This is a genomic window from Klebsiella aerogenes (assembly GCA_029027985.1).
Taxonomy (GTDB): Bacteria; Pseudomonadota; Gammaproteobacteria; order Enterobacterales; family Enterobacteriaceae; genus Klebsiella; species Klebsiella aerogenes_A.
Genome location: CP119076.1, coordinates 4,144,495 through 4,157,693 on the forward strand (window position 1 = coordinate 4,144,495; position 13,199 = coordinate 4,157,693).

Below are 13,199 nucleotides of genomic sequence, written 5' to 3' on the forward strand. Positions count from 1 at the left end.
AGAAGGCTAAACGGGCATATTCCTCGGCCTTTGAATTGTCCATATAGAACACATTTGGGAGTTGGACCTTGGCTAATATCAAATCAGCTAAGAAGCGCGCCGTTCAGTCTGAAAAGGCTCGCAAGCACAACGCAAGCCGTCGCTCTATGATGCGTACTTTCATCAAGAAAGTATACGCAGCTATCGAAGCTGGCGACAAAGCTGCTGCACTGAAAGCATTTAACGAAATGCAACCAATCGTGGACCGTCAGGCTGCTAAAGGTCTGATCCACAAAAACAAAGCTGCGCGTCATAAAGCAAACCTGACTGCACAGATCAACAAACTGGCTTAATCGCCCGCTTGCTGAACTTTGTTAAAAAAACCCGCGAAAGCGGGTTTTTTTATGTCTGCCGTTTAGCCAGGCGAACAAACACCGTCCGGAAGAACCCTTACGGTTAGCTTTGCGGTTGGGCAAACAGCGAGGCGTAATCGCGGTTGCAGATACGCTGTACCGCAGGGTGCTGAATCATCCGCTCGGCAAAAATAGCGTGATACTCTTCCATTACGTTCTCCATACGCCCGATTTCAATAATCGACTCGTCAGAGTAGAAATCGTGAGCGTAGAGCGTAGGCGCCACGAAAATAGCATTGTGCGCCGCGCCGAACGCCTTCATTAACGCCGCATCGTCAAACTCGCCGAGAATCTCCACCTTCAGTCCCTGCGAATTAAACCAGTTCAGCAGCTTGCGACCCAGCATCGAACGGCGGCCCGGGATGAGCAAACGACGCTCCTCCAGGCAGGCCGGAAACGGTTTTTCCGGCGGTGGATTCATGCACCAGAAGCTGACGCCGCACTCGCCGATTTTTACCGAGAACAGCCCTTCCTGCTGGGTTGAGTCAATCGGGCAATCCGAGATAATCATATCGAGTTTGTGCTGGCTAAGCTGCTCCAGCAGCATCTCATGAGTGGATTCAAAACAGCGCAGATGAATTTGCTCATCCTCCACTACCGCAGCATCCAGCACCCCGCTCACCAACCGTTTTGATAGCGCGTCGGCGACGCCGACATCAAACAACAGGTTCGATTCCTTGCGATAGTTGACGATATCAAGCATCTCCTGGCTTAAGGTGAACATACGATCCGCGTAGCGAAACACCAGTTCCCCCAGTTCGCTCGGCTCCAGGCCACGCCCCTTACGTTTAAAGAGCTTCCCCTGCAGCCGTTCTTCCAGCGCCTTAATCTGCCCGGTAATCGTCTGCGGCGTCAGAAATAGCGCCTCGGCCGCGCCGACGACCGAACCTTCCCGGTAGACGTGCCAGAAGTAGTACAGGTGGTTGTAGTTGATATGCGACATGCTTCTCTCCCTGATATGCCCAGGAGAGCCCGCAGGCTCCCCTGATGAAGTTACACGCTATGAGCCAAATCCGTTACGCGCTTACGCAGAATCATATATCCCGTGACAGCCGACAAGATAGAGCCAATCAGAATGCCCAGCTTAGCCCAGTTGATCAGTCCGGGGTCTACGCTGCCGAAGGCGAGCGAAGCAATGAAAATCGACATCGTGAAGCCGATTCCGCACAGCACGCCGACCGCCATGATCTGTGGGAAACTCGTCCCCGGCGGCAACGAAGCCCACTTCAATTTCACCGCCAGCCAGCAGAACAAGCTAATGCCCAGCGGCTTACCGATGAACAGCCCGGCGATAATGCCCAGCGGCAACAGCGAGGTCAGCCCTTCAAAGGTGACGCCCTGCAGCGAAACGCCAGCGTTGGCAAAGGCGAACAGAGGCAGGATCAGAAAGGCAACCCATGGGTGCAGCACATGCTCAAGCTGCTTCGCCGGCGACTTGCCATTTTGCTCTTGCAGCGGAATCATAAAGCCGACGATGACCCCCGCCAGCGTCGCATGTACGCCAGATTTCAACACCGCGGTCCACAGCACCGCGCCAACCAGAATATAAATGCCGGTACGGCGCACGCCGCTCAGATTCAGCGCCGCCAGTACCAGAATCGCTCCGGCGGAGACTACCAACGACAGCACCGACAGATCGTGGGTATAGAACAGCGCGATAATGACGATCGCCCCGAGATCATCGATGATAGCCAGCGCCATCAGGAAAATTTTCAGCGCCACCGGTACCCGGTTGCCTAATAGCGCCAGTACGCCAAGCGCAAAGGCGATATCGGTTGCCGCCGGAATAGCCCACCCTTCCCGCGCCAGTGGGTCCTGGGCGTTAAACGCCAGATACACCAGCGCTGGCACGACCATACCGCCAATGGCGGCAATCACCGGGAAGACCGCCTGACGGCGACTGGCCAGCGCCCCCTGAACCATCTCACGCTTAACTTCCAGGCCAATCAACAGGAAAAACACCGCCATCAGCGCATCGTTGATCCACAACAGCATGTTCTTGTTGATTTCCAGCGCGCCGACGCGCAGCTGCACCGGCGTGTCTAAAAAGGCGTGATACAAGCCGCTTGTGATACCGCTGTTGGCCATGATCATCGCCAGCACGGCGGCGCAGATTAGGATAATGCCCCCGGAAGCATCGCTACTGAAGAATCGTTGCAGATGTTTCACTTTTACTCTCACCTTGTAGGTCAATAACTCGATAAAAGTATGATACCGCCGCAAACACATCGAAAAAATCAGATTAAAATTGCCATTACATTCATTTTTTCCGATCTATTATATTACTCCGTTAATCATAGACCACGCGCTGCAACGTCAGCGGTTTGTCTTCATCAAGTTTCGAGCCAACAACGTGCCGCTGATGCCGAAATGACAGCGTCAAGAATTTTGATTAAATTACAATCAAAGCTCTTATTGGCACCTTCGATCCCATCCACTGTCAGCCTCTCATAACGAAAAAAGCCTGAACAGGAATGTTCAGGCTTATGCTCATAACGTGGGTAAACGCGATTAACGCGTCAAATCATCGAAGAATTTTTTCACGCCATCGAAGAAGCTTTTGGAACGCGGGCTGTTTTTCTCACCCGTCGGGCCGCCGAACGTTTCCTGCAGCTCTTTTAGTAATTGCTTCTGCTTGTCGTTGAGGCCAACCGGCGTTTCAACAACCACGCGACACAGCAGATCGCCCTGCGCGCCGCCACGCACGGACTTCACGCCCTTACCGCGCATGCGGAACAGCTTACCGGTCTGCGTTTCACCTGGCACTTTCAGGTTGACGCGGCCATCCAGAGTCGGTACTTCGATCTCGCCGCCCAGTGCGGCCATCGTGAAGTTAATCGGTACTTCGCAGTACAAGTTATTACCTTCACGCTCGAAGATGGCGTGCTGTTTCACCTGCACCTGAACGTACAGGTCGCCTGCCGGCGCGCCGTGCTCGCCTGCTTCACCTTCACCAGCCAGACGAATGCGATCGCCGGTGTCGACGCCCGCCGGGATTTTCACCGACAGCGTTTTGGTTTTTTCGACACGACCGTGACCATGACACGTGTTGCACGGATCTTTAATCAGCGTACCGCGCCCCTGACAGTGCGGACAGGTCTGCTGAACGGCAAAGAAGCCCTGGCGCATCTGCACCTGGCCGGAACCATGGCAGGTTGGACAGGTTTGCGGCTGGCTGCCGGATTTGGCGCCGCTGCCATGGCAGACTTCACACTCTTCCAGCGTCGGGATACGGATCTCTTTGGTGACGCCACGGACCGCTTCTTCCAGCGTCAGATCCATGTTGTAACGCAGATCCGCGCCGCGCGCCGCCCGCTGACGACCACGACCGCCGCCAAAGATATCGCCGAACACATCGCCAAAGATATCGCTGAAATCCGCGCCGCCGCCAAAGCCGCCGCCGAAACCGCCACCGCCCATACCACCTTGTTCAAACGCGGCATGACCATATTGATCGTAAGCGGCGCGCTTCTGGGCATCGGTCAGGATTTCATACGCTTCTTTGATTTCTTTAAATTTGGCTTCGGCCTCTTTGTCACCCTGGTTACGGTCCGGGTGATACTTCATGGCCAGGCGCTTATACGCCTTTTTGATTTCACGCTCTTCCGCTGTTTTGGAAACGCCCAAAATCTCGTAATAATCTTGCTTTGCCATTGGTGTTTTTCAGCCCCTTAACATGCGTGCACGGGCGGAGAGGAAACCTCTTCGCCCGTGCCAGTGTTTTACCCGTTCAAAGGGCGATTATTTTTTGTCTTTCACTTCTTCGAACTCGGCGTCGACAACATCGTCGTCCTTCGCGTTGCTCTCTTGAGCATCAGCGCCACCAGCTTGCTGCTGTGCATGCTGCTGCTGAGCAATTTCCATCAGCTTCTGGGAAGCCTGAGCCAGCGCCTGCATTTTCGCTTCGATGTCCGCTTTGTCTTCGCCTTTCAGTGAAGTTTCCAGCGCGGTCAGCGCAGACTCGATGGCAGTTTTGTCGTCAGCCGGCAGCTTGTCGCCTGCTTCTTCAACCTGCTTACGGGTGCTGTGCAGCAGATGGTCGCCCTGGTTACGGGTTTGCACCAGCTCTTCAAACTTACGGTCAGATTCAGCGTTAGCTTCTGCTTCGCGAACCATTTTCTGAATTTCTTCTTCATTCAGACCGGAAGACGCTTTGATGGTAATCTTCTGCTCTTTACCGCTGTTTTTGTCTTTCGCGGAAACGTGCAGGATACCGTCAGCATCGATGTCGAAGGTGACTTCGATCTGCGGCATACCGCGCGGCGCCGGGTTAATCCCATCCAGGTTGAACTGACCCAGTGATTTGTTATCGGAAGCGCGTTTACGCTCACCCTGAATCACGTGGATGGTTACTGCAGACTGGTTGTCTTCCGCAGTAGAGAACACCTGGCTGTGCTTAGTCGGGATGGTGGTGTTCTTGTTGATCAGCGCAGTCATCACGCCGCCCATGGTTTCGATACCCAGCGACAGCGGGGTAACGTCCAGCAGCAGAACGTCTTTAACTTCACCAGTCAGTACACCGCCCTGAACCGCTGCGCCGATAGCGACAGCTTCATCCGGGTTAACGTCTTTACGCGGTTCTTTACCAAAGAACTCAGCAACTTTCTTCTGCACCATCGGCATACGCGTCTGACCACCAACGAGGATAACGTCGTTGATATCGGAAACGGACAGACCGGCATCCTGCAGCGCAACTTTCAGCGGCTCGATGGAACGGTTAACCAGGTCTTCTACCAGGCTTTCCAGTTTCGCACGGGTCACTTTAATGTTCATGTGTTTCGGACCGGTCGCATCTGCAGTGATGTACGGCAGGTTAACGTCGGTCTGCTGAGCGGAAGACAGCTCAATTTTCGCTTTTTCTGCGGCTTCTTTCAGACGCTGCATCGCCAGCGGGTCGTTACGCAGGTCAATGCCCTGCTCTTTCTTGAACTCGTCAACGAGGTAGTTGATCAGACGCGTATCGAAGTCTTCGCCGCCCAGGTGGGTATCACCGTTGGTTGCCAGTACTTCGAAGGTTTTTTCACCGTCAACTTCGTCGATTTCGATAATAGAGATATCGAAGGTACCACCACCGAGGTCGTATACCGCGATAGTACGGTTGCCGACTTCTTTATCCAGGCCGTAAGCCAGCGCTGCGGCAGTCGGTTCGTTGATGATACGTTTGACTTCCAGACCCGCGATACGACCGGCATCTTTGGTGGCCTGACGCTGAGCATCGTTGAAGTACGCCGGTACGGTGATAACAGCTTCAGTTACCGGCTCACCCAGGTAATCTTCCGCGGTTTTCTTCATTTTCTTCAGCACTTCAGCAGAAATCTGCGGCGGTGCGGTTTTGGTGCCTTTCACATCAAGCCAGGCGTCGCCATTGTCTGCAGCAACGATTTTGTACGGCATGATGGAAACGTCACGCTGAACTTCTTCATCCTGGAAGCGGCGACCAATCAGGCGTTTAATCGCAAACAGGGTGTTTTGCGGGTTTGTCACTGCCTGACGTTTAGCCGGCTGACCAACCAGAGTTTCACCATCCTGGGTATAAGCAATGATAGAAGGCGTGGTGCGATCGCCTTCGGCGTTTTCCAGCACGCGAGCGGTAGTGCCATCCATAATCGCTACACAAGAGTTGGTAGTACCCAGGTCGATACCAATAATTTTACCCATCTAAACGTCTCCACTAAAAATTCGATCAACATGTGGTTGTGAACCTGTAATAAGGGCGAAACGTGCGGTTTCAACTGCCCAAACATCATTTTTTTTCAGGTTCTTCACTGCGGTTGACTACAAGATGGGGTCGCCCTTCTTTTCCTCAAGGGGGAAGGCAAAAAAAATTTTTATGGCAAAACGGCGGCGCGGGCGCAAAAAGCGATTCTGACGGATAAAATCACACTCATAACATCTGTGAAACATAAATAATAAATAAGAACATATTGGTGGGATATCGACTACGTTCGCGGAAGAATTCGTCATTATCGCCGCGAAAAGTAAATTGATGAAAAATACCCCGCCAGATCATAGACAGTATTTACGCGCCTCATTATTATGCCGCGCCCCACCGTAAGTGGCGGGGTAATGCTTCCCTTTCTAATCATTATTTTGAGGAATTATGGGCAACACTAAGTTGGCTAATCCGGCACCGCTGGGCCTTATGGGTTTCGGCATGACCACTATTCTGCTTAACCTGGCGAATAGCGGCCTTTTCGCATTCGATGTAGCTATCCTGGCGATGGGCATTTTTTACGGCGGCATTGCGCAAATTTTTGCAGGCCTGCTTGAGTATAAAAAAGGCAATACCTTTGGTTTAACCGCTTTTACGTCCTACGGCGCCTTCTGGCTGACGTTGGTCGCGATCCTCCTGATGCCGAAAATGGGCCTGGCTGATGCGCCGAATGCGCACTTCCTGGGCATGTATCTCGGCCTGTGGGGTATCTTCACGCTGTTCATGTTCTTCGGCACGCTGAAATCCCCGCGGATGCTGCAGTTCGTCTTCCTGAGCCTGACCGTGCTGTTCGCATTGCTGGCGATTGGTCACCTGATTGATAACGAAAGCATTGTGAAAATTGCCGGCTGGATCGGCCTGGTATGCGGCGCGAGCGCTATTTATCTGGCGATGGGTGAAGTGTTGAACGAGCAGTTCGGCCGTACCGTTCTGCCGATTGGCGAACCACGCTAATGCTCTGCCGCCGCCCTGACACAGAGCGGCGGCCTTTCACCTTCCTCGTAAGAGGATTAACGCTGCAGTTCCCCTTCCGGCAACACCGCCTGCGTCGCCAGCCCCTGGCGCAGCCAGATACCTAATCCCAGCCCCATCAGCGACAGCGCCAGTACGTACCAGGCCGGCGCCATCGGCGAGACGCCCATCAACATCGTGACGGCAATCGGCGTCAGACCGCCGAAAATCGCGTATGACAGATTGTAGGAAAACGAGATACCGGTAAAACGCACTTCCGCCGGGAAGGCGCGCACCATCACATAAGGTACCGCCCCAACCACACCGACACACAGCCCGACGGTGCCGTACAACAAGAACAGCCGCTGCGAGCTGGCGCCGGACAGGTGATAGAAGGCCCAACTGGCGGCCGCTAACAGCAGGCTGCCGACAATAAAGGTGCGGCTGGCGCCGAAGCGGTCCGCCGCCAGTCCGGCGAGCAAACAGCCGATACACAGCATGATCGTGGCGATGCTATTGGCCTGCAGGGTTATCGCTGGCGCAAAGCCATAATGTTTTTGCAGCCAGACCGGCGACATCAGGATCACCACCACCACACCGGCGGAGAGCAGCCAGGTCAGCAGCATCGACACCACCACCGCCTTCTGATGTTTGAGCGCCACCGCTTTTACCGGCAGTTCCTGGGCCAGCGCTTTACGTTGCTGCATTTCGAGGAAGACCGGCGTCTCCTGTAGCCAGCGGCGAAGATACATCGCCACCAGGCCGAAGACGCCGCCAAGCAGGAAAGGAATACGCCAGCCGCCGTCATGGATGCCCTGCGGTGTCATGCTGGTATTGATAAGCGTCGCCACCACCGAACCCAACAGGATCCCGACCGTCAATCCAGCCGTCAGAGTACCGCAGGCAATCCCGATACGCTTTTCCGGTACATGTTCGGCGACGAAAACCCAGGCGCCCGGCACTTCGCCGCCAATCGCCGCCCCCTGCAAAATACGCATCAGGAGTAATAGAAGCGGCGCGACGATGCCCATCGAGGCATAGGTCGGCAGCAGGCCAATCGCCAACGTCGGCAGCGCCATCAGCAGAATACTGAGAGTAAACATTTTCTTGCGCCCGACCAGATCGCCAAAGTGGGCCATGATGAGCCCGCCCAGCGGACGAGCCAGATAACCTGCCGCAAAAATGCCGAAGGTTTGCACCTGGCGCAACCATTCAGGGATATCGGCCGGGAAGAACAATTCGCCGACAACGGCGGCGAAGAAGACAAAGATAATGAAGTCATAAAACTCCAGCGCCCCGCCGAGGGCGGCCAGCGTCAGAGTTTTATAATCTTGTCGATTCAGAGGTCGAGTGTGTTGTGACATAACTGGCGCTTCGTCCGCAGTAATATTACGCAATGTGTAAAGTAAAAAACACTATACCGTAAATAAAACAGCACACCACCGGCAATTCAGGTTATATCAGCAATGAATAAAATTCAGGATAAAGTTTCACGTCGTGCGCTTTTCGGGCGAAAAGCTGCTACCACGCTCGCTTCCGTCTCCACATACGGCCCCTCAAGCAGCTGTACACAATAAGGTACACTTGCGAAGACACCATGCACCAGCACCTTGCCGTCAGCATCTTTAACCCCTTCCAGGGTCTCCTGAATGGCTTTCGGCTGGCCGGGCAAGTTGAGGATCAGCGCCTGCTTGCGGATGACGCCAACCTGCCGGGATAGGATAGCTGTCGGCACAAAGTGTAGGCTAACCTGACGCATCTGCTCGCCAAAACCGGGCATCACGCGATCGGCAATCGCTAAAGTTGCGTCCGGGGTCACATCACGACGCGCTGGACCGGTGCCGCCGGTGGTCAGCACCAGATGGCAACCCATCTCATCAACCAGCTCGCACAGCGTTTGTTCGATGATCGGCTGTTCGTCGGGGATCAGGCGAGTTTGCAGCTCAAAGGGCGTTGTCAGCGCACGCGCCAGCCACTCTTCCAACGCAGGAATGCCTTTATCCTGGTAAACGCCGCTGGAGGCGCGGTCAGAAATAGAAACTAAGCCGATGCGTAATTTATTCATATTCATTCCGTTCAAATAGTGCAATTAGTCGGAATGATACACGCTGGAGAGAATTACAGACAGGATTCAAAAGAAGTAGCGTGACCGGGAACCCGGTCACGCTGGGATGATTACAGCAGGTCGCCGATCATTTTTTCCAGTTTTTCCTGGTCGATGGCAAACTTACGGATACCTTCCGCCAGTTTGTCTACCGCCATCGGATCCTGGTTGTGCTGCCACAGGAACTGGGATTCGGTGATGCGTTCCGGACGCGCTTTCACTTCGCCGCTGAACGCCAGTTTACGCTCGATAGCGCCTTCGCTTTCCGCCAGCTCTTTCAGCAGCGCAGGCGCGATGGTCAGACGGTCACAGCCAGCCAGTTCAAGGATTTCGCCAACGTTACGGAAGCTTGCGCCCATCACCACGGTTTCATAACCGTGCTGCTTGTAGTACTCGTAGATTTCGCTCACGGAAACCACACCCGGATCTTCAGAGGCAACGTACTCTTTCTTGTCCGTGTTCGCTTTGTACCAGTCGAGGATACGACCAACGAACGGAGAAATCAGGAATACGCCCGCTTCGGCGCAAGCGCGAGCCTGAGCGAAGGAGAACAGCAGAGTCAGGTTACAGTTGATGCCTTCTTTTTCCAGTTGCTCGGCGGCACGGATGCCCTGCCAGGTAGAAGCCAGCTTGATCAGAATACGATCGTTGCTGATACCCGCATCGTTATACAGTTTGATCAGGTGTTTCGCTTTGGCGATGGATGCGTCGGTGTCGTAGGACAGACGGGCATCAACTTCGGTAGAAATACGGCCTGGGATCAGCTTAAGGATTTCGAGACCGATGTTCACCGCCAGTTTGTCGGAAGCATCGATAATCTGCTGCGCGCGATCGCTGCTCTGGCCGCGAGCCCAGGCAACAGCGTCGTCAATCAGCTTACGGTACTCAGGAATCTGAGCCGCGCCGAGAATCAAAGAAGGGTTGGTGGTGGCATCCTGAGGCTGATACAGCTTCATTGCCGCAATATCTCCGGTGTCAGCTACGACAGTCGTGTACTGACGCAGAGAAGTCAATTTATCCGTCATGATAGTGTTTCTCTTAAACAGCAGTTAAGGGGATGTAACCGGTCTGCCAAGATGATAACACGCCATCGGGTCAGCGCAACCGCCGACAATGCAAGAGCGCAGAGTGTGATAAACTCGACATATTAATTATCTGAATGCTAAAGGATTGTCACCGCAGTGGGAACGCTGATCGGGCGCGCCGGCATGGACAAGAGGATGTTTAATGCCTGATTTTCTCTCGTTTATCAATGAAATACTCTGGGGCTCGGTAATGATTTACCTGTTACTGGGCGCCGGTATTTGGTTTACCTGGCGAACGCAATTCATTCAATTCCGATATATTCGCCAGTTCGGCCAAAGTCTTAAAAAAAGCCTGCGTCCCCAACCCGGCGGACTGACCTCTTTCCAGGCATTGTGTACCAGCCTGGCGGCGCGCGTCGGCAGCGGCAACCTGGCAGGCGTAGCGCTGGCGATCGCCGCGGGCGGGCCCGGCGCCGTGTTCTGGATGTGGGTCTCCGCGCTGCTCGGTATGGCCGGTAGTTTTGCCGAGTGCTCTCTCGCCCAGCTGTACAAAGAACGCGATGCCGAGGGGCAATTCCGCGGCGGCCCGGCGTGGTATATGGCGCGCGGACTGGAGATGCGCTGGATGGGCGTAGTCTTCTCAGTACTGTTACTGCTGGCCTATGGCGTTATTTTCAACACCGTGCAGGCCAATTCGGTAGCGCATGCCATGGCTTATGCCTTCGATTTACCGATGGTCGCCGTCGGCGGCGCGCTGGCGGCCGTGACGCTACTGGTGATTATTCGCGGGTTACGCGGCGTAGCGCGCCTGATGCAGTGGTTTGTACCGCTGATGGCTCTGCTGTGGGTCGGCACCAGCTTACTGATTGGCTTCTGGCACTTCACCGCCCTACCGGCGGTCTTTGAAACTATCTTCCGCTGCGCCTTTGGCTGGCAGGAAGCGGCGGCTGGCGCGGTGGGTTATACCATCAGTCAGGCGTTAACCAGCGGTTTTCAGCGCGGCATGTTTTCCAACGAAGCCGGTATGGGTTCTACGCCAAACGCCGCCGCGACAGCGGCTTCCTGGCCTCCGCATCCGGCTGCGCAGGGCATCGTGCAAATGATTGGCGTGTTGATCGATACCATCGTTATCTGTACCGCCAGCGCGGTGATCATCATGCTGGCGCCGCGCGATAACCGCGATAACGTCGCCAACGGCATTCAAGCCATGCAGCACGCAATGGGCGATCTGATCGGCGGTTGGGGGCCGGGTTTGGTCGCGTTTATCTTGTTGTTTTTCGCTTTCAGCTCGATTGTCGCCAATTATATCTATGCCGAAAATAATCTGATTTTCCTGCAGCTCAATAAACCGTTGCATATCTGGACGTTGCGGATTATCACCATGCTGATGGTTCTGACAGGAACGCTGGTGAGCCTACCGGTCGTCTGGCAGTTAGCGGATATTATTATGGCGCTGATGGCGATCACTAACTTAACGGCGATTCTGCTGTTGTCGCCAACGGTACGGATCCTCGCCAGCGACTACCTGCGTCAGCGCAAACTCGGCGTGCAGCCGGTATTTGACCCTGCGCGCTATCCGGAAATCCAACAACATCTGGCGCCCGGCGCCTGGGATGAGGTTCAGCGCGAATAGCGCGAGTAATCGCAGCAATCGCTCCCACCGTGGTCTTTTTTTGTTAAAATTCGTCGAAATTCCCTGCAAGGACTGGATATGCTGATTCTGATTTCACCTGCAAAAACGCTCGATTATCAAAGCCCATTGGCGACGACTCGCTATACCCAGCCCGAACTGTTGGAGCATTCTCAACAGCTTATCGGTATCGCCCGCCAACTGACGGCGCCGCAAATCGGCAAGCTGATGAGCATCAGCGATAAACTGGCCGACCTCAACGCCACCCGTTTTCACGACTGGCACCCGGATTTCACGCCGCAAAATGCCCGTCAGGCGATTCTGGCGTTTAAAGGCGATGTCTATACCGGCCTGCGGGCGGAAACTTTTAGCGAAGCGGATTTCGATTTTGCTCAGCAGCATCTGCGTATGCTCTCCGGCCTTTACGGCGTGTTGCGTCCGTTGGATCTGATGCAGCCATACCGCCTGGAAATGGGAATTAAGCTCGGGAACCCGCAAGGCAAAGACTTGTATCAGTTCTGGGGCGATACCATTACCAATAAACTGAATCAGGCGCTGCAGGCTCAGGGCGACGATGTCGTCATCAACCTGGCTTCTGATGAGTATTTTAAGTCGGTGAAACCGAAGCTACTGCAGGGCCAGCTGATTAAGCCAGTGTTCCTTGATGAGAAAAACGGCAAATTCAAGGTTATCAGCTTCTATGCGAAAAAAGCGCGCGGTCTGATGAGCCGCTACATCATTGAAAACCGTTTAACTCAGCCGGAGCAGCTGCAGGCGTTTAATAGCGAAGGCTATTTCTTTGATGGGGAAGCGTCGGAGAAAGGCGAACTGGTCTTTAAGCGCCGCGAGCAATAAACCAGAAGGCCCCGGCCTGAGACCGGGGCGGGATAATTAGTTGTCGTGATGATGCCAGTCGCGATCGTGGCCATGCCCATGATGACCCTGATCGTTATCATCGCCGCGATCGTGATGGCGATAATCATCGTGCGGGCGCCAATGATCGTCACGCCAGTCATAATGGCGCGCCCACCAGTCATGATCGCGCCAGTGGCCGCCATCCCAATAATGCCCGTAGTTATCGCGATCGCCGATTTGCAGTTTTACCGCCGGGATCAGCGTGATTTCATCAGCATGAACTACCGCAGGAGCCACCAGCAGCATAGAAAGCGCCAGTAATACAGGTTTCAGCGTTGACATAGGTTACTCCTTCCATCAGTGCCCATTATGGGTCGATAGTAAAATATTACCCCCGCAAAATTATTCTGATTATTCTCCGCAATCCTAATCTACAGCCAGCCGCATTTATTGGTCATCTATGCACAATTTCTCCATTTTCAGACGCAAAAAAACCGGGCACGAAGCCCGGTTTCGCTAGCGACTGAAC

At 54.3% G+C, this 13,199-nt stretch carries 12 protein-coding genes; 4 read left to right on the top strand and 8 right to left on the bottom strand.

Annotation, left to right across the window (positions count from 1 at the left end; genetic code table 11):
- Positions 1–68: 68 nt before the first annotated feature.
- Positions 69–332 carry a 30S ribosomal protein S20 gene (rpsT, locus tag PYR66_19620; protein WEF27466.1) on the top strand — a complete coding sequence of 88 codons (264 nt, stop codon included), beginning with the start codon at positions 69–71 and terminating at the stop codon, positions 330–332.
- 103 nt (positions 333–435) lie between these two features.
- Here the strand turns inward: rpsT and nhaR are convergent, their stop codons facing one another.
- From nhaR to dnaK, 4 genes are all read right to left on the bottom strand, one after another.
- Complete coding sequence (nhaR, locus tag PYR66_19625; protein ID WEF27467.1) at positions 436–1,335, bottom strand: transcriptional activator NhaR; 900 nt, start codon at positions 1,333–1,335, stop codon at positions 436–438.
- A 50-nt stretch (positions 1,336–1,385) separates the two neighbouring features.
- On the bottom strand, positions 1,386–2,561 hold the full coding sequence (nhaA, locus tag PYR66_19630) for a Na+/H+ antiporter NhaA (GenBank protein WEF27468.1): 1,176 nt from the start codon (positions 2,559–2,561) through the stop codon (positions 1,386–1,388).
- Between the two features lie 342 nt (positions 2,562–2,903).
- On the bottom strand, positions 2,904–4,046 hold the full coding sequence (dnaJ, locus tag PYR66_19635) for a molecular chaperone DnaJ (GenBank protein ID WEF27469.1): 1,143 nt from the start codon (positions 4,044–4,046) through the stop codon (positions 2,904–2,906).
- Between the two features lie 87 nt (positions 4,047–4,133).
- Positions 4,134–6,050 (bottom strand): molecular chaperone DnaK, encoded by a 1,917-nt coding sequence (gene dnaK / locus PYR66_19640; protein ID WEF27470.1) that lies wholly within the window; start codon positions 6,048–6,050, stop codon positions 4,134–4,136.
- A 442-nt stretch (positions 6,051–6,492) separates the two neighbouring features.
- Here dnaK and satP point away from each other — a divergent pair, with 442 nt between their 5' ends.
- The gene (gene satP / locus PYR66_19645) at positions 6,493–7,059 is read left to right on the top strand and encodes an acetate uptake transporter (protein WEF27471.1); all 567 of its coding nucleotides are present in this window, start codon (positions 6,493–6,495) and stop codon (positions 7,057–7,059) included.
- 56 nt (positions 7,060–7,115) lie between these two features.
- Here satP and PYR66_19650 read toward each other — a convergent pair whose 3' ends face one another.
- From PYR66_19650 to tal, 3 genes are all read right to left on the bottom strand, one after another.
- Positions 7,116–8,420, bottom strand: a complete 1,305-nt coding sequence (locus tag PYR66_19650; GenBank protein WEF27472.1) for an MFS transporter — start codon at positions 8,418–8,420, stop codon at positions 7,116–7,118.
- A gap of 113 nt (positions 8,421–8,533) precedes the next feature.
- Complete coding sequence (gene mog / locus PYR66_19655; protein ID WEF27473.1) at positions 8,534–9,121, bottom strand: molybdopterin adenylyltransferase; 588 nt, start codon at positions 9,119–9,121, stop codon at positions 8,534–8,536.
- 110 nt (positions 9,122–9,231) lie between these two features.
- Positions 9,232–10,185 (bottom strand): transaldolase, encoded by a 954-nt coding sequence (gene tal / locus PYR66_19660; GenBank protein WEF27474.1) that lies wholly within the window; start codon positions 10,183–10,185, stop codon positions 9,232–9,234.
- A 202-nt stretch (positions 10,186–10,387) separates the two neighbouring features.
- Here tal and PYR66_19665 point away from each other — a divergent pair, with 202 nt between their 5' ends.
- Together PYR66_19665 and yaaA are read left to right on the top strand one after the other, a co-directional pair.
- A complete protein-coding gene (locus tag PYR66_19665) occupies positions 10,388–11,818 on the top strand; it encodes a sodium:alanine symporter family protein (protein WEF27475.1) in 1,431 nt (476 codons plus the stop codon).
- A 78-nt stretch (positions 11,819–11,896) separates the two neighbouring features.
- A complete protein-coding gene (gene yaaA, locus PYR66_19670) occupies positions 11,897–12,670 on the top strand; it encodes a peroxide stress protein YaaA (GenBank protein ID WEF27476.1) in 774 nt (257 codons plus the stop codon).
- A gap of 36 nt (positions 12,671–12,706) precedes the next feature.
- Here yaaA and PYR66_19675 read toward each other — a convergent pair whose 3' ends face one another.
- Complete coding sequence (locus PYR66_19675; GenBank protein ID WEF27477.1) at positions 12,707–13,012, bottom strand: DUF2502 domain-containing protein; 306 nt, start codon at positions 13,010–13,012, stop codon at positions 12,707–12,709.
- Positions 13,013–13,199 lie beyond the last annotated feature (187 nt).